Source organism: Streptomyces lienomycini (genome assembly GCF_027947595.1).
GTDB classification, from domain to species: domain Bacteria; phylum Actinomycetota; class Actinomycetes; order Streptomycetales; family Streptomycetaceae; genus Streptomyces; species Streptomyces lienomycini.
This window is the reverse complement of the sequence record NZ_CP116257.1, coordinates 4945611-4961974: the sequence shown is the minus strand read 5'-3', so window position 1 is coordinate 4961974 and position 16364 is coordinate 4945611. Positions and strand designations below refer to the sequence as shown.

Sequence of the window (16364 nt, the reverse complement as noted above, 5' to 3'; positions counted from 1 at the left end):
TCACGCGAGGACCGCGGCCCGTACGCACAGCACGTCCGGCAGGTGCGAGGCCAACTGCCGCCAGCTGTCGCCGTGGTCGGCCGAGGCGAACACCTCGCCGTTGCGGTTGCCGAAGTACACGCCCGTCTGTTCCGCGTCGTCCGTGGACAGCGCGTCGCGCAGCACCGTGCCGTAGTGGTCCTCCTGCGGCAGGCCCGCGGAGAGCGGCTCCCAGCTCTTGCCCGCGTCCGCCGTGCGGAAGACCCGGCACCGGTGGTCCGCCGGCACCCGGTCGGCGTCGGCGTTGATCGGGAAGACGTACGCCGTGTCGCCGCGGTGCGGGTGGGCCGCCACCGCGAAACCGAACGTGGAGGGCAGGCCCTCGCCGATGTCCGTCCAGTGCGCTCCCGCGTCGTCGCTGCGGTACACCCCCCAGTGGTTCTGGAGGTACAGGCGGTCCGGTGTGGCCGCGTCCCGTGCGACCTTGTGCACGCACTGACCGAACTCCGGGTTCGGGTCCGGCAGGAAGACGGCGGAGACACCGGAGTTGGACGGGGCCCAGCTCGCGCCGCCGTCGGCCGTGCGGAAGACGCCCGCGGTCGAGACGGCGACCGTCACCGACTTCGCGTCGCGCCGGTCGGTGAGGACGGTGTGCAGCCCCTCACCGCCACCGCCCGGCACCCACTTCGACCGGGTGGGGTGCTCCCACAGCGGACGGACCAGCTCGAAGCTCTCGCCGCGGTCCTCCGAGCGGTACAACGCGGCCGGTTCGGTGCCCGCGTAGACCACGTCCGGCTCGGCGGCGGCCGGGTGCAGCTGCCACACCCGCTCCAGCGAGGCGCCGGTCTCCTTGGGGAACCGGACGGCGGGGGCGGCCGGTTCGGTCCAGGTCCGGCCCAGGTCGTCGGAGTGGAACACCGACGGGCCCCAGTGCGCGCTGTCGCCGCCGGCCAGCAGCCGCGGGGTGTCGCCGCGGGTGTCGAGGGCGACCGAGTAGACCGCCTGTGCGTTGAAGTAGGGATTCTCGTCGAACTCCCAGGCGCCACCCCGCCGGCGCCCGATGAACAGGCCCTTGCGGGTGCCCACGGCGAGCAGTACCTCGGCCATGCCGATCACCTCCGCGGCGTCCTGGTCGACGCCTTCGTCTCGGACAGGGGCCAGTCTGCACCCACCCACTGACAGTCACCTCTGGAAAGGGCATCGCCGCAGGTCGGGGCGGTGATGCAGGTGGTGATGCGGGCGGTGAGCAGCGGTGGTGCCGGGGCCGGAGAGGCGTCCGGGCGGGGCCTCTCGCCCGGCCCGGCTCAGCCCTCGCCCGGCAGGGCCCGCGCCAGGATGCCGTCGACGTCGGCCGTGTCCGGCAGGGTGCCGAACGCGTGTCCCCAGTCGCCGCCGAGCCGGGTCGCGCAGAAGGCGTCGGCGACGGCGGGCGGGGAGTGCCGGACCAGGAGGGACGCCTGGAGGGTGAGCGCCATCAGCTCCACCAGCCGGCGGGCACCGGTCTCGGACGCCTCGCCGAGCCCCGTCCGGAGCCGGGCCACCGCCGCGTCCAGCCGGGCGTCCGCCCCGCGCGCGAGGGCGAGTTCGTCGAAGAGGGCGTGCGCACAGGCGGGGGAGCGACCGAGCGCCCGCAGCACGTCGAGGGCGTTGACGTTCCCCGAGCCCTCCCAGATCGACAGCAGCGGCGCCTCGCGGTAGTGGCGCGGCATGCCCGACTCCTCCACGTAGCCGTTGCCGCCCAGGCACTCCAGGGCCTCCGCGGTGAACGCCGGCCCGCGCTTGGTCACCCAGTACTTGCCGGCCGCGGTGGCGATCCGCCGGAACGCCGCCTCCCCGGCGTCCCCGCGCACGGCACGGTCGGCCGCGCCGGCGAGCCTCAGGGTGAGGGTGGTCGCGGCCTCGGACTCCAGCGCGAGGTCGGCCAGGACGTTGCGCATCAGGGGCTGGTCCACCAGCCGGGCGCCGAACGCGCTGCGGTGCCGTACGTGGTGACCGGCCTCGACGAGGGTCTTGCGCATCAGCGTCGCCGAGGACATCACGCAGTCCAGCCGGGTGCAGTTGACCATCTCGATGATCGTCTTGACGCCCTGCCCCTCGGGCCCGACCAGCCAGGCCACCGTCCCGTCGAACTCGGGCTCAGAGGAGGCGTTGGACCGGTTGCCGAGCTTGTCCTTGAGGCGTTGGATCCGGAAGGTGTTGCGGGTGCCGTCGGGCAGCACGCGCGGCACCAGGAAGCAGGAGAGCCCGCCGGCCGCCTGCGCCAGCACCAGGAACACGTCGCACATCGGCGCCGACGTGAACCACTTGTGCCCGCGCAGCGTGTAGACGCCGGGCTCGGCGGTCGCGGTGGCCGTCGTGGTGTTCGTCCGGACGTCCGAGCCGCCCTGCTTCTCGGTCATTCCCATGCCGGCCAGCAGGCCGCGCTTGTCGGTGGGCGTCCGCAGCCCCGGTTCGTACTCCCGGGAGGTCAGCAGCGGCTCGTAGACCTTCGCCAGCTCGGGCTGGGCGCGCAGCGCCGGGACGGCCGCGTACGTCATCGACGTCGGACAACCGTGCCCCGCCTCGGTGTGCCCCCACACCAGCCCGCCCGCGGTCCGCGCGACGTGGGCGCCCGGCCGGTCGTCGGCCCACGGCGCCCCGGCCAGGCCCTCACCGACCGCCACCCGCATCAGGTGGTGCCAGCTCGGGTGGTACTCGACCTCGTCGACCCGGTTGCCGTACCGGTCGTGCGTGCGCAGCACGGGCTCGTGGCGGTTCGCGAGGTCGCCCCACTCCTGCGCCTCGGCGCTCCCCGCCCGCCGCCCCAGGCGCCGCAGACCGTCCTCGGCCCACCCGGCGCCCTCCCGTCGCACGCCCTCCAGCAGGACCGTGTCGTCACAGGCGTCGTAGGGGGCCGGGGGAGGAGGCTGATTGGTGACGTCGTGCGTCGCGTGCGGCTGCTGCGCGGGTGTCGTCATGACCCGAGTGTTGCACTCTTCCTGCGGACGCAGCAATAGTGCAACACGGCGGGCGGCCGTACAGTACGTGCTCATGTGGACGGACAAGGGGTGCCCGCGCGGATGAACGGTTCCGAGGCCCCCGGCGGGCTCACGCCGCGTCCGCTGTCGGCGCGGTCGGTCGTGCTGAGCCTGCTGCTCGGCACGCATCCCCCCGAGCTGCCCGCGCGGGACCTGGTGCGGCTCGTGGAGGGGTTCGACGTCGGCGCCTCCACCGCGCGCGCGGCGCTCAGCCGGATGGCCGCCGCCGGTGACCTGCGGCGCACGGACCAGGGCTACCGGCTCAGCGAGCGGCTGCTGGAACGCCAGCGGCGCCAGGACGAGGCGGTGCGCCCGCACACGCGCGCGTGGGACGGCGACTGGGAGACGCTCGTGATCACCGCGACGGGGCGCGGTCCCGCCGCCCGCGCCGAACTGCGCACCCGGCTGACCGGCCTGCGCCTGGCCGAACTCCGCGAGGGTTTCTGGCTGCGTCCCGCCAACCTGGACCGTCCGCTGCCCGCGGCCCTGGACCGGGTGGCCGAACGGCTCGTCTCGCGCCCCGGAACCCCGGCCCGTGAACTGGCCGCGCGCCTGTGGCCGCTGGGGGAGTGGTCCGACACGGCGCAGGCCCTGCTGGCCCACGCCGGCCGGTCCCGGAGTCCGGCCGACCGCCTCACCGCCTTCGCGGCCGTCGTACGGCACCTGCTCGCCGATCCGGTGCTGCCCGCGGAGCTGCTCCCGCCCGGTTGGCCGGGGGCGGCACTGCGGGACGCCTACGCCGCGTACCAGGGGGAGCAGTCCGGTCGGGTCCGGGCGCGGAGCCACCGGACCTGACGCGTCACCTGTCGGTGCTGCCGGACGACGCGCACGCGCCGTACGCGCCGTCGACGCCGGAGCCGTTCGAGTCCGGCGTTTCGCGCGCGACCCGCCTCACAGGCCCCAGCCGTACTGGTCCGGCATCCGGACGTCCGCGCCCAGCTCCCGTGCCGCGTGCTGGGCGAAGGACGGGTTGCGCAGCAGTTCTCGGCCCAGCAGTACCGCGTCGGCCTCGCCGTTGGCCAGGATCTTCTCGGCCTGCTCGACGTCGGTGATCAGGCCGACGGCGGCGACCGGCAGGGTGGTCTCGGCCTTCACGCGCGCGGCGAACGGGACCTGGTAGCCGGGCCCGGTGGGGATCCGGACGCGCGGGACGTTGCCGCCGGTGGACACGTCGAGGAGGTCGATGCCGTGGGCCCGGAGGTCGCCGGCGAGGCGGACCGTGTCGTCCGGCGTCCAGCCGCCCCCGTCCAGCCAGTCGGTCGCCGAGACGCGGAAGAACAGCGGCTTGTCGTCCGGCCACACCTGCCGTACGGCGTCGACGACCTCCAGCGCGAGCCGGGTGCGGTTCTCGTACGAGCCGCCGTAGGCGTCGGTGCGGTGGTTGGAGTGCGGCGACAGGAACTCGTGGATCAGGTAGCCGTGGGCGCCGTGGATCTCGACGGCCTCGAAGCCGGCGGCCAGTGCCCGGCGCGCGGCGTCGGCGAATAGCCCGACGACCTCCTGTATTTCCGCGACGGTCAGCTCGGTCGGCACGGGGTGTCCCTCGTCGAACGCCAGGGCGCTCGGGGCCAGCGGCTGCCAGCCGTACGCGTCCGGTCCCACCGGCGCACCGCCCTTCCACGGCTGCGCGGTCGACGCCTTGCGACCGGCGTGGGCCAACTGGATCGCGGGGACCGTGCCCTGGGAGCGCAGGAAGTCCGTGATCCGGCGGAACGCCTCGACCTGCGTGTCGTTCCACAGCCCCAGGTCCTGCGGGGAGATGCGGCCCTCGGGCGACACACCGGTGGCCTCCACGACGATCAGCCCGGTGCCGCCCACCGCGCGGGCCCCGTAGTGCGCGAAGTGCCAGTCGCCGGGCACCCCCGCCGACGGGCCCTGCGGTGCGGCGGAGTACTGGCACATCGGCGGCATCCACACCCGGTTCGGGATCGTGGTGTCACGGAGCCGGAGGGGCTCGAAGAGGGCGCTCATGGCGGGCTGCTCCCTGGGTCGCGGTGGGTCGGGGCGGCTCGTACGATAACTCTCGTAGTACGCCGAGTGTCAAACTACGGTGTCCTTCGTACAATGGAGGACCCTCCCGACCGGTGAGGGTCCCGAACCGACTGGAGCCGCCGTGCCCCCCGCCGCCACCGCCGCCGGCGTCCGCGAACTGCCGCACCCGACGCGCGCGGAGATCCGCCTGGAGGAAGTGCTGCACGCGCTCTCCGACCCGGTGCGGTTGCGGATCGTGCGGGATCTCGCCGCCGACAGTGAGGCGCTCTTCTCCTGCTCGCACTTCGACCTGCCGGTCAGCAAGTCCACCACCACGTACCACTTCCGGGTGCTGCGCGAGTGCGGGGTGATCCGGCAGACCTACCGGGGCACGGCCAAGATGAACGGCCTGCGCCGGGACGATCTGGACGCCGTCTTCCCCGGGCTGCTCGACGCCCTGCTGGCCGCGGCCGCACGCCAGGCCGCCGGGGCGGGCCCGCTCCGCTGACAGGGTGCCGCGCCCGGTGAACGAAGCGTGTTCCGTTCGTATTGAATGTGATCATGCGGTTACGTTCCGTATATGCTCGAAGCATCCTTCGTTGATCGTTCTCTTCAGCTTTCCGACCGCTGTCCGGACGAAGGTGAGATGTCCGTGCGGCACACCTGGGTGGTGGGCGAGGGCGGCACCAGGACCTCGTGGTTCGACGTCCGGCTGGCCTTCGCGGACGGTGCCCGGGTGGACGCGCTCGCCGTGCTGTCCGGTCAGGACGTGCGGGTCGAGGACGTACGGGCCGAACCGCCGCTGTCCCTCGACGACCTGGCCGTGCTCGCGGAGTGGCTGGAGAACCCGCTCTTCGAGGCATGCGTGCCGGCTCCCGCCCGTGCCGAGCCGTCGGCGTCGCGGCGGGCCCGCCCCGCGTGGCCGCGCGGACGGGAGGGGCGCAGGCTGGTCGCCCAGGAGTACCGGACGGCCCGGGAGACGGGCGGCGACCCGGTCCTCGCGGTGATGCGCGCGACCGGGCACAGCAGGCGCAAGTCGCTCAGGCTGATCGGCCAGGCACGCGACGAGGGCTTCCTGACGCCCCGTCGCGCACGCCGCTGACGGGCGCCCGAGAGTCCGTCCCGTCAGCGGACCGGCACGCCGTCACAGCATCTCGCGCATCCGCGAGATCTCGCTCGTCTGCTGGGCGACCACGTCGTCGGCCATCTCCTCGATCCGCACGTTGTTCCCTTCGGACTTCACGTCCGTGGCCATGGTGATCGCGCCCTCGTGGTGGGTGATCATCAGGGTGAGGAAGAGCTGGTCGAAGGCCTTGCCCCGCGCCGCGCGCAGCTTCTCCAGCTGTGCCTCGGTCGCCATCCCCGGCATCGCGGCGTGCTCGTGCCCGCCGCCGCCCGCCGTCTTCTCGCCGTTGGTCGTGAGCCAGCCCTCCATGGCCTTGATCTCCGGTCCCTGGGCCGCCGAGATCCGTTCGGCCAGCTTCTTGACCCGGCCGGACTCGGCCTGCTGCGGCGCCAGTTCGGTCATCTTCAGCGCCTGGGCATGGTGCTGGATCATCATCCGCGCGTAGGAGACGTCCGCCGAGTTGGGGGAGTCGTCGTCGGCCCGCTGCTCCTGCGCGTCCTCGGCGGAGAGTGTCCGGTTGTCCTCGCCCGGCTTGCCCGGAGCGAGCACCGAGGGCCCGGCGGTGGCCGCCGACCCGGTGTCCGAACCCGAGTCGCAGGCCCCGAGTCCGAGCACGGCCAGTGCGGTCAGCGCGGCCGTGACGAGCGACGCGCTGGACATCGGGGGGCGAAAGGACACGACGACCTCCTGTGGCTGGGGAGCACCGTGTGGGTGCGATGACCGTCCTAGCACGCTTCCGCGCGTCACTGATCAAAAAACTTCATTGCGTGTTTGTTGCCCCCTGTTGGTATGTGCATGGCGAAGACGATACTGCGGGGTGCGTGAACCGTTCCGAAGGGAACGGACGCTGGGAGGAAACAGTGACCCTGTCCAACGACCCGCGAACGCGGCGCAGACGACTGGGAGTCGCGGCCGTGGCCGCCGGACTCCTGTCCGCCCTGCTGACCGCCGGCCCGGCCGTCGCGACCCCCGACCCCGGGGACGGTCCGGCCACGTCCAAGGAGGTGTCCAAGAGTGCGCGCGCCGAGGTGCGCGACGCCATCGGGAACGGCGAGATACCCGGGCAGGACGAGATAGTCCACTCCGACAACATCGAGCACCTGACCAACATCCCCAAGGACGCGCTGTCCGGCACCAACTCGGACCTGGCCTTCCAGGGCCGGTACGCCTTCGCCGGCAACTACGACGGCTTCCGCATCTTCGACATCAAGAACCCGAAGAAGCCGAAGACCGTCGCCCAGGTGCTGTGTCCCGGCTCGCAGAACGACATCTCCGTCTCCGGGGACCTGCTGTTCCTGTCGACCGACTCCTCGCGCAGCGACAGCAGTTGCAACAGCACCACGCAGCCGGCGACCGAGAAGTCCTCCTGGGAGGGCATGAAGGTCTTCGACATCAGCGACAAGCGGAACCCGAAGTACGTCGCCGCCGTCGAGACCGCCTGCGGCTCGCACACCCACACGCTGGTGCCCGAGCGCAAGAACGTCTACATCTACGTCTCCTCCTACTCGCCGAACGCCGCGTACCCGGACTGCCAGCCGCCGCACGACGGGATCTCCGTGATCAAGGTGCCGCGCAAGGCGCCCGAGCGGGCGGCCCTGGTGGGCTTCCCCGTGCTGTTCCCCGGTGAGGGCGCCGACGGCGGCGGCAACCCGGGCGGGCCCACCAACCCGGGCGTCTCCAAGACCACCGGCTGCCACGACATCACCGTCCTGCCCTCCGAGGACCTGGCGGCCGGCGCCTGCATGGGTGACGGCATCCTGTTCTCCATCAAGGACCCCGAGCGCCCGAAGGTCATCGACCGCGTCCAGGACAACGTGAACTTCGCGTTCTGGCACTCGGCGACCTTCAACCAGAAGGCGAACAAGGTCGTGTTCACCGACGAGCTGGGCGGTGGCGGCGCCGCCACCTGCAACGCGGAGATCGGCCCGAACCGCGGCGCCGACGGCATCTACGACATCGTCGGCCGGGGCGACCACCGCAAGCTGGTCTTCCGCAGCTACTTCAAGATCCCGCGCCACCAGGCGGACACCGAGAACTGCGTGGCCCACAACGGCTCGCTGATCCCGGTCAAGGGCAAGGACATCATGGTCCAGGCCTGGTACCAGGGCGGCATCTCCGTCTGGGAGTTCACCGACTCCTCGCGGCCCAAGGAGATCGCCTACTTCGAGCGGGGCCCGCTGACCACCGACACGATGACCACGGGCGGTTCCTGGTCGGCGTACTACTACAACGGGTACATCTACTCGAACGACATCGCCAAGGGCTTCGACGTCCTCAAGCTCAGCGACCGGCGCACCGACCCCGCCAAGCGGGTCCACCTGCGTGAGCTCAACACGCAGACGCAGCCGGACTACTTCGACTGAGCCGTCCGTCCCGTCCGTCCCGTTCGCCCCGCCCGGGCCGTGCGGTCCGGACGGCCGAGCACGCCGGTCGCGAAGAACCGCGACAGGTCCGTGTCGCACGTCGTCCCGCCGGACGCCTCGGTGTCCGGCGGGGCACCCAGCTCCCAGTCCAGCCGGTAGCGCTCGAACAACTCGGCGCGCAGGTCCCGAACCGGCAGCGGTGCTCCCGGCAGCAGGGCCGCGAAGACGGCGCCCATGAGCTGCGCGCGCAGCATCGGGTAGTCGCGCTCGACGTCCCGCGAGCCGTGCCGGGCCACGGTGTCCCGCAGCAGCTCCGCCAGCCGCCGCTGCTCCGGGCACGGTACGAAGCCCACCTCGGTCTGGAGCAGGCCCGCCATGTGCTGGCGCATGAGCACCGGCCGGTCGCGGGCGAGTCCGAGGACCGCGTCGATGGCCCGCGCCATCCGCTCGCGCCCCTCGGCGGTGCGCGGCTCGCGCTCCAGGGCCTCCTCCAGGGTGCGGTGCATCAGGCGGTGCACCGCTGACTGCACCAACTGGCGCTTGCCGGGGAAGTAGTACGAGACGAGGCCGCGCGCCGAGCCCGCCCGGTCGGCGATGGCCCCCAGCGTCGTCGCCTCGTAGCCGTGCTCGCCCACCAGCTCGACGGCGGCCTGCAGGAGCCGCTCCTTCGAGCGCCGCCGCAATTCTTCATTGACCGAGGCGCTGCGCGGGGACATGCTGTACTCCTGCGTTGACTGGCTGGCAGCCAACTATACTCGGCGCAGGCGGACGGGCCCCGCGGTCCGTTCCGGCCACCGTCCGTCTCGGGCGACACGGGGGATCGTCCGAGACGGGCGGAACCCCTCACTGGTTGCCTCGGGCTACGGACTCCGCCTTCACGGGCTTCCGTCCTCGCGGGCTCCCGTCTCGGTGCGGGGAGTCCACGGCTGCCCCGCCCCTCGGCGTACCAGGTCAAGCACCGGCCGCAGCCCGGCCGGGCGTTGGGCCACCGGCAGGTGGTCCACGAAATGCACCGCGCACCCGAGCGCCGTCGCGCCGCCGTCCGCCCGCCGGTCGTCGCCGACCATCAGGGTCCGCCCCGGCTCCACCCCCAGCGCCGAGCAGGCGACGCCGAACAGCCGGGGATCGGGCTTGCGGATGCCGTGCTCGTAGGACAGGACGTAGGTGTCCACGTACCGGTCGAGGCCGTGGGCGCGGAAGACCGGCCGCAGGTCCCAGCCGATGTTGCTGACCACCCCGACGGCGGTCCCGCGCCCGCGCAACGCGCTGAGCACCTCGGCGGCGTCGGGGTAGGGGCTCCACGCGCCCGGCTCCATGTGCCGCTCGTACAGCGCGTCGTGCAGGTCCGGGTGCGGCAGCGGCACCTGCCGGGAGAGTCCGGTGTACGCGGCCCGGTGCAGCTCGGAGCTGTGGTCGCGGGTCTCCCACACCTCGGCGAGTTCCTCCGGCACCCGCGGGGGAGGTGCGCCGCCGGGCAGCGCTCCCGCCCGCCCGAGCGCCCGGGCCGTCTCCGCCAAGTCCGGGGCGGCGAGCCGGAGTCCGGCGGCGTCGAGCGCCGCGCGCAGCCAGGCCTCGGTGGATTCGATGCGGAACAGGGTCCCGGAGAAGTCGAACAGCACGGCGGACATGGACGCATCCTAGGAGTCGGCGCGGGCGACGTCCCGGTCCGGGCGGAAGCCGGGTCGGGGGGCGCCGCCCCGCTCACGGGTGCTTGCGCCGGTGCACCAGGACCGCGAGCGTCACGATCAGGGCCCCCATGAGCCAGCCGCCGAGGACGTCCGTGGCCCAGTGGACGCCGAGCCACACCCGGGTCGCGCCGACACCGGCCACCGAGACCACGGCCACGGCGAGACCGGTACGGCGCAGGTCGCGGCGGACGCCGTAGTGGTGGAGCAGCCACACGAGCAGGCCGCACACGAACGTCGCGGTCATGGCGTGCCCGGAGGGGAAGGCCGCGTAGTGCGCGGAGTCCACCGGGTCGGGCCAGACCGGGCGGGGCCGGTCCACCGCGGCCTTCAGGACCTGTTGCAGAAGGCTGCCCAGCAGGCAGGTCGTCCCGAGCCACACGGCCGTCCACCGGTCCGCCCGCCGCCACCACAGCCACACCACCACCACCGCGCACAGCAGGCGCATCGTCCAGGTGTCCCACACCCAGTCGGTGAGGATCCGCATGGTGTGCGTGACGCCGGGTTCGTCGACGGCCCAGCGGTGGGTCGTGGCCGCGATGTCGTCGTCCAGACGGAACAACGGGCCCCACTCGACGGCCACCAGGGCGAGCAGCAGCGCTGAACACGCGGCCAGCACCCACGCGAGGCGGAGGGTGGTGCGCGGCTGCGGCGGGGCGGGCGGGGAGTCGACCGGCGGCGTCTGCATGCTGCGATACTCGCCGAACCGGTGGGTCCGCGGCCAGTTCCGCGGGCTATCCCAGGGCCCGCAGCCCCGGTGCGAACGCCACCAGCACCGGAACCACCGGCACCAGCGCGGCCGCGGCCGTCAGCCGCAGCCTCCGGGCCGCCGTCAGCCGGTTCGGCGGGGTGAGCAACCGGTGGACCCGCTGCGGGACATGTGCCTGGGCGGTCGGGCAGGGGCCGAAGACACCGCGGTCCTCGTTGAGTTCGACCAGGGCCAGGGCGGTCGTCAGACGGCCGAAGCGGCGCGAGGCCACGTCGTCGGCGGCGAGTTCGACCAGGCGGTGCATCTCGTCGCGGAACGCCGCGAAGACCGGAACCTGCGGGAAGCCGTCCGCCAGCGCGGCGGAGCAGTGCAGCAGCCAGTCGTGCCGCGCCTGCGCGTGCCCCTTCTCGTGGGCGAGCACCGCGTCCAGTTGCCTGCCCCTGAGCCGGCGCAGCGCGGCGGTGGTCACCACCAGCTGCGGGGGAGTGCCGGGCAGCCACCAGGCGTCCGGCCGCTCGCCCTCCAGGACGACGAGCCGGTCGGTGCCGGGCTCCTCGCCCGGCAGCAGCGGAGCGCGGTGCACGAGTTCCGCCCGGCGCAGCCGGCGCCGGGCGCGGGCCCGTACGACCTCCCGGACCAGCATCGCGGCGCTCCACAGCCCGCCGCACGCCAGCGCGACGGCGGTCGTGTCGGCCCAGAGGCCGGACGTGCCCAGCGCGTAGGCCTCGACCACCGGACCGGGGGCCGTCGCGAAGACGGGGCCGCCCACCGCGTGCCAGGCCGCCGCCGCGCTCAACGTCATCGACAGCGCGCAGCACACGATCACCGCCGCGACCACGCACTGCCAGAGCCACAGGGCGACCACCGGTTCGCGATCCGGCCAGTCGGCCCGGGCCAGCAGCCTGGGGGCGAGCACGGCGGCCAGCGCGCCGAGCAGCAGCAGTGCCGCGGGGAGAATCATGGGGGCAGCCTATGAGCGCCGTGCCGCCGGCAGTACGGCCCGAAGCGCAAAGTGACGCAGGCAACGCTTGCGCACCGCGACCGCCGGGCACACCGGCCCGGGTCGCGGTGTCACAGGGGCAGCAGCATGGCCAGCATCGCGATCGCCATGGAAAGCCGGCAGGCCCGCGCCAGCTCCGGCCGGTCGCCCCACCCGGAGGCGGGACCGGCGGGGGGCGAGGAGGGGGGCGAGGACGGGCCGCCGACCGCCGCGACGACGGGTATCAGGCGTACGCCGGTCAGCAGCACGTAGCCGGTGAAGTACAGCAGCAGTGCCCCGGTCAGCAGGGGGACGCCGGACGCGCCGTGGCCGTGCCCGTGCGCCTGGGCGGGGGAGCCCGCCATCGCCACCGCCATGTAGACCATCGCCCCGGCGCCCACCAGGTGGTGCAGATGGTGACGCCCGGACCGAGCCGCCCACAACGCCCGCAGCCCGGCGGCGCCGAACACCACCGCGTAGGCGGACCACACCCACCCGGGCGGGGTGAACACCGCGGCGGGCACGGCCATGGCGGCCATCCCGAACCCCATGAGGGCCTCGCCGCCCGCGGCGCGGCGCTGCTCCTCGACACCGCTGCGCATCCGCAGCAGGCAGTAGGCACCGGTCGCCGCGCACAGCGCGACCAGCAGCCATCCGGGCGACGCCGGTCCGTGCACACGCACCTCCCCGTCTCGGCGGTCCACGGTCTGTCAAGGACTGCCCGGGCGGTACGGCGCGCACGCGAGCGCAAGGGTGTACACGGGGGGTATCCGGGGGAGCGCGACGGATCGCCGCTGGTCGGCGGAGCGGGGCGGCGGGCGTCCGGCGGCCGCCGGGATTTGTTTACTGGTAAAACACCCGCTAAGGTAAATCGTATGAGCAGTGCGACCCCCACCTCCGGCACCTCACTGGGCCGACACCTGTCCCTGGCAGGCGTGCTGCGCCTGCGCCGGCCCTCCGAGATCTGGTTCAAGCCCGCCCTGAGTTCGGTCGCCGCCGTCGCCCCTCCCAACCTCCTCCTGCTGGCGTACGGCCGCCTCGACCTGGCGATGTACACGATGGCCGGGTCCCTGTGCGCGCTCTACGCCCACAACCGCCCCTACGCCGCCCGCGCCCGCACCCTGGCGTGGGTGGTGCTCGGCATGCTCGGCGGCCTCGCCGTGGCCCTGGTCACCGCCTCGCTCACCCGGAACGCCGTCGTCCTCGTCACCGTCGGCGCCCTGCTGGCCGCCGTGCAGAAGGCCCTGTGCGACGCCACCCGCGTCGGTCCGCCGGGCAACGTGGTCCTGACCTTCATCAGCTCCGCCGCCCTCTTCGTCCCGCAGACCCTCGGGCAGGTCCCGGGGCACCTGGCGCTGGGCGCCGCCGCGGGCGTCTGGGCCTGGCTCGTCGGCATGGCACCCGCACTAATCCGCCCGCACGGACCGGAACGCCGGGCCACCGCCCAGGCCCTGAACGCCGCCGCCGCGTTCGCCGCCACCCGCGGCACCGGTGACGGCCACGCACCCGCCCGCGCCGCCGGGTACGCCGCCGTACAGGCCGCCTGGCAGACGCTGCTGTCCCTGCCTTCGACCGGCGCCCGCGCCACCACCCGGCACGCCCTGGAACGCCTCGTCGTCCGCGCCGAGGTCGCGCTGGCAGCCCCCGCCGACACCGATCCGGAGCGGCTGCGCGCCTGGGCCCTCGCCCTGCGCGGCGCAGGGCGCGTCCCCCGCACCGGCGACACCCCGGAAGGGGCCGAGGAACTCGCCGGAGTGGACGCCGAACTCGCCGCCCGCCCCGCGCCGCTGCGGCAGCGGCTCGGCCCGCTGGCCCCGATCGCCGCCCGTACCGCCCTCGGCTGCGCGCTGGCCGGGTACGCCTCCCTCGCCCTCGGTATCGGCCGCCCCTACTGGGCCCTGGTCACCGCCGCCGCGCTCTACCAGGCCAACATGACCCTGACCTGGAGCCGGGCCGTGCAGCGCGTCGTCGGCAACCTCGCGGGCGTGCTGTTCTTCGCCGCCATCGCCCCCCTCGCGCACCTCGGACAGGTGCTGCTCGTCCTGTGCTGCCTCGCCCTCAACTTCGGCGCCGAGGCACTCATCACCCGCAACTACTGGCTCGGCAGCGTCTGCGTGACCCCGATGGCCCTGCTCGTCACCGAGTTCGCCGGCTACCAGGCCCCCGGCGACCTGATGACCGAGCGGGCCGTGGACACCCTCGTCGGGGCCCTGGTCGGCTTCCTCGCAGCCGTCGCCGTCACCGACCGCCGTGCCGGGAACCGCGTCGAACAGGCGGTCACCGCGGCCGACCGGGCCCGGGAGCGTGCCGCGCGCCTCCTGGCGGAGCCCGCCCCCGCCCCCGGCGCCCTGGAGGCCGCCCGCCGGGGCCTGGCCGCGGCCCTGACCGACCTGCGCGCCACCGCCGACGGCGCGGCCGGCGAATGGTGGGGCCGCGCGCTGCCCCAGGAGAGGGTCGTGCTCGCCGAGCAGTCCGGACACCGTACGCTCGCCGAAGCGGTGCGACGCCAGGCAGCGCGTCCGGACCGGGACACGGGCACGAGGACGGAGGACGTACGGCCATGACCGCAACCGACGGGGACCCGGCGACCGGGGGCGACGCGGGAGCCGGTGACGGGGGAGCGTACGGCGGGGGAGCCGACGGGAGAACGGGGCCGGGCGGGGACACCGTGGCCGCCGTCGTACGCCAGTGGCGTGCCGTCCACCCGGACCTCGACACCGGGCCGATGGAGATCATCGGCCGTATCAACCGCTGCGCCGCCCTCCTCCAGCAGGCCGAGGACGCCCCGCTGCGCCGCGCGGGCCTCAGCCGCGCCGAGTTCGACCTGCTCGGCGCGCTGCGCCGCACCGGGCACGAGCTGACCCCCGGCGAGCTGGCCCGCGAGACCTTCTCCTCCGGCGCCGCCGTCACCAAACGCCTCAAGCAGCTCAGCGAGCGCGGCCTGGTCGAGCGGCGCGGCGACACCCGCGACCGCCGGGTCGCCCACGTCCGCCTCACGGACACCGGCCGTGACCTCGTCGACGGCATCCTTCCCGAACAGCTCGCCTACGAGTCCGCCGTCCTGTCCGGCGTGGACGGTCCCCGGCAGGGCGAGCTGGCGGCGCTCCTCGGAGGGCTGCTGGGACAGCTGGAGGGCCGCCTGGACGCGCTGCGGGCCTGAGGGCGGACACCCCGGCGTCCCCGGGCGGATCAGCGCTCGTCGCCCGCCCGGTACACACCGAACATCGCTCCCTGCGGATCGCGCAGGACGGCGATGCGCGGCCCGTCGGGCACGGAGGTGGGCTCCATGAGCACGGTGCCGCCGCCGTCGGTCGTGTCGACCGCGGCGGTGTTCACGTCCGCCACCGCGAAGTAGGGCAGCCAGTGCGCCGGAACCTCGTGCGGGAACTTCTCGTCCATCGTCACCATGCCGCCGAAGTCCGCCCCGTCGATCCCCCACTGCGGATAGCTCTCCGAGGCGGTCACGCTCCAGCCGAAGACCGTGGTGTAGAAGTCGGCGGCCCGGTCGGGCTCCCGGGTGAGCAGCTCCACCCAGCCCAGCGAGCCGGGCGCGTTGAACAGCCCCGCGCCGGGGAAGGAACGCCGCTGCCACAACTGGAACAACGCCCCGGCCGGATCGGCGACGACCACGAACCGGCCCGAGTCGAAGACGTCCGTGGGCCCCTGCAGGACCGTCCCGCCGGCCGCCGCGACCTGCCGCACGGCGGCGTCCGCGTCGCGCACCGCGAACGACACGTTCCACGCGACCGGCTGACCCGGCTGGTACAGCGGCGTCAGCGCGGCGACCGCCGCGTCGCCGATCCGGGCGATCGTGTAGCCGCCCGCCTGCTGCCGCGGGTCCGTCGTGGGATACCAGCCGAACAGCTTGGTGTAGAACCGCTTGGCGGCTTCCAGGTCGGTGGTCCCCAGCTCCGCCCAGCAGGGCCCGCCGGTCACCGGTTCGTGGAGCTTCATCGTGGTGGGCGCCCTTCCGCCGGGGCCGCGGACCTGGGCCGCGGACCGTCCGTCCCCCTCCAGCACGCTAAGGCCGGGCCGGGGCCGCGGCCATCCGGCGCACACCGGCGTGCCGCTCCGACTCAGATCCCGGGCCGGTAGCGCAGCGGATGCTCCGCGGGCACCTCCACCAGCACGATCCGGGTGCCGTCCGGGTCCGCGATCCACATCTCCACCAGCCCCCACGGCTCCTTCACCGGAGGCCGCACGATCGCGACGCCCCTGGCACGCAGCTCGGCGTGGACCGCCGCGGCGTCCTCGACCTGGAGCCACAGCGCGAGCGCGGGGTCGAGGGGGGCCTCGGAGCGTCCCGAGAGCTCCAGGAAGCCGCCGCCGAGGAAGTACACGGTGCCCCGCTCCGGGCCGGTGCCGAACTCCCGGTGGACGGCGAGACCGAGCTGCTCGCCGTAGAAGGCACGGGATCGGTCGGGATCGGTCGGGCGGAGCAGGGTCCTGCTGCTGAGTACATGCACCATGGGCCCCGAGGCTACTGGCGGCGTTACCCTCATCGGTGCCCGCGCCGCGCCGAGAACGCACCGAAC

At 73.7% G+C, this 16364-nt stretch carries 17 protein-coding genes; 6 read left to right on the top strand and 11 right to left on the bottom strand.

Annotation, left to right across the window (positions count from 1 at the left end; genetic code table 11):
• Both BJ961_RS22525 and BJ961_RS22520 read right to left on the bottom strand, forming a co-directional pair.
• The gene (locus tag BJ961_RS22525; protein WP_271414620.1) at nucleotides 1-1155 is read right to left on the bottom strand and encodes a WD40/YVTN/BNR-like repeat-containing protein; all 1155 of its coding nucleotides are present in this window, start codon (nucleotides 1153-1155) and stop codon (nucleotides 1-3) included.
• Between the two features lie 128 nt (nucleotides 1156-1283).
• A complete protein-coding gene (locus BJ961_RS22520; RefSeq protein ID WP_271414619.1) occupies nucleotides 1284-2936 on the bottom strand; it encodes a DNA alkylation response protein in 1653 nt (550 codons plus the stop codon).
• Between the two features lie 102 nt (nucleotides 2937-3038).
• Here BJ961_RS22520 and BJ961_RS22515 point away from each other — a divergent pair, with 102 nt between their 5' ends.
• Nucleotides 3039-3791 (top strand): PaaX family transcriptional regulator C-terminal domain-containing protein, encoded by a 753-nt coding sequence (locus BJ961_RS22515; protein WP_271414618.1) that lies wholly within the window; start codon nucleotides 3039-3041, stop codon nucleotides 3789-3791.
• 96 nt (nucleotides 3792-3887) lie between these two features.
• Here BJ961_RS22515 and BJ961_RS22510 read toward each other — a convergent pair whose 3' ends face one another.
• Nucleotides 3888-4967 (bottom strand): NADH:flavin oxidoreductase/NADH oxidase, encoded by a 1080-nt coding sequence (locus BJ961_RS22510; protein WP_271414617.1) that lies wholly within the window; start codon nucleotides 4965-4967, stop codon nucleotides 3888-3890.
• 142 nt (nucleotides 4968-5109) lie between these two features.
• On the opposite strand from BJ961_RS22510, the gene BJ961_RS22505 reads away from it, so the two are divergent.
• The gene (locus BJ961_RS22505) at nucleotides 5110-5475 is read left to right on the top strand and encodes an ArsR/SmtB family transcription factor (protein WP_271414616.1); all 366 of its coding nucleotides are present in this window, start codon (nucleotides 5110-5112) and stop codon (nucleotides 5473-5475) included.
• A 138-nt stretch (nucleotides 5476-5613) separates the two neighbouring features.
• Entirely contained in the window at nucleotides 5614-6069 is a 456-nt protein-coding gene (locus tag BJ961_RS22500) for a DUF6214 family protein (protein ID WP_271414615.1), read from the top strand.
• Nucleotides 6070-6111: 42 nt separating this feature from the next.
• Here BJ961_RS22500 and BJ961_RS22495 read toward each other — a convergent pair whose 3' ends face one another.
• On the bottom strand, nucleotides 6112-6771 hold the full coding sequence (locus tag BJ961_RS22495; protein WP_271414614.1) for a DUF305 domain-containing protein: 660 nt from the start codon (nucleotides 6769-6771) through the stop codon (nucleotides 6112-6114).
• Between the two features lie 182 nt (nucleotides 6772-6953).
• On the opposite strand from BJ961_RS22495, the gene BJ961_RS22490 reads away from it, so the two are divergent.
• Nucleotides 6954-8456: an LVIVD repeat-containing protein gene (locus tag BJ961_RS22490; protein WP_271417130.1), complete on the top strand. Its 1503-nt coding sequence runs from the start codon at nucleotides 6954-6956 to the stop codon at nucleotides 8454-8456.
• On the opposite strand, the gene BJ961_RS22485 is transcribed toward BJ961_RS22490, so the two are convergent.
• The 5 genes from BJ961_RS22485 to BJ961_RS22465 all read right to left on the bottom strand — a co-directional run bounded on the left by BJ961_RS22485 (nucleotide 8444) and on the right by BJ961_RS22465 (nucleotide 12506).
• Nucleotides 8444-9172 carry a TetR/AcrR family transcriptional regulator gene (locus BJ961_RS22485; protein WP_271414613.1) on the bottom strand — a complete coding sequence of 243 codons (729 nt, stop codon included), beginning with the start codon at nucleotides 9170-9172 and terminating at the stop codon, nucleotides 8444-8446. The two genes, BJ961_RS22490 and BJ961_RS22485, sit on opposite strands and share 13 nt — an antisense overlap.
• A gap of 159 nt (nucleotides 9173-9331) precedes the next feature.
• Complete coding sequence (locus BJ961_RS22480; RefSeq protein WP_271414612.1) at nucleotides 9332-10084, bottom strand: HAD family hydrolase; 753 nt, start codon at nucleotides 10082-10084, stop codon at nucleotides 9332-9334.
• A 73-nt stretch (nucleotides 10085-10157) separates the two neighbouring features.
• On the bottom strand, nucleotides 10158-10829 hold the full coding sequence (locus BJ961_RS22475) for a phosphatase PAP2 family protein (protein WP_271414611.1): 672 nt from the start codon (nucleotides 10827-10829) through the stop codon (nucleotides 10158-10160).
• Nucleotides 10830-10875: 46 nt separating this feature from the next.
• The gene (locus BJ961_RS22470; RefSeq protein ID WP_271414610.1) at nucleotides 10876-11811 is read right to left on the bottom strand and encodes a M56 family metallopeptidase; all 936 of its coding nucleotides are present in this window, start codon (nucleotides 11809-11811) and stop codon (nucleotides 10876-10878) included.
• Between the two features lie 110 nt (nucleotides 11812-11921).
• Nucleotides 11922-12506 (bottom strand): DUF5134 domain-containing protein, encoded by a 585-nt coding sequence (locus BJ961_RS22465; RefSeq protein ID WP_271414609.1) that lies wholly within the window; start codon nucleotides 12504-12506, stop codon nucleotides 11922-11924.
• 198 nt (nucleotides 12507-12704) lie between these two features.
• On the opposite strand from BJ961_RS22465, the gene BJ961_RS22460 reads away from it, so the two are divergent.
• On the top strand, nucleotides 12705-14393 hold the full coding sequence (locus BJ961_RS22460; protein ID WP_271414608.1) for an FUSC family protein: 1689 nt from the start codon (nucleotides 12705-12707) through the stop codon (nucleotides 14391-14393).
• Entirely contained in the window at nucleotides 14390-14989 is a 600-nt protein-coding gene (locus tag BJ961_RS22455) for a MarR family winged helix-turn-helix transcriptional regulator (RefSeq protein ID WP_271414607.1), read from the top strand. Before BJ961_RS22460 ends, BJ961_RS22455 begins: the two co-directional genes overlap by 4 nt.
• Before the next feature lie 29 nt (nucleotides 14990-15018).
• Here the strand turns inward: BJ961_RS22455 and BJ961_RS22450 are convergent, their stop codons facing one another.
• The gene (locus tag BJ961_RS22450; protein WP_271414606.1) at nucleotides 15019-15783 is read right to left on the bottom strand and encodes a VOC family protein; all 765 of its coding nucleotides are present in this window, start codon (nucleotides 15781-15783) and stop codon (nucleotides 15019-15021) included.
• A 122-nt stretch (nucleotides 15784-15905) separates the two neighbouring features.
• Nucleotides 15906-16298 (bottom strand): VOC family protein, encoded by a 393-nt coding sequence (locus BJ961_RS22445; protein WP_271414605.1) that lies wholly within the window; start codon nucleotides 16296-16298, stop codon nucleotides 15906-15908.
• Between the last annotated feature and the right edge of the window lie 66 nt (nucleotides 16299-16364).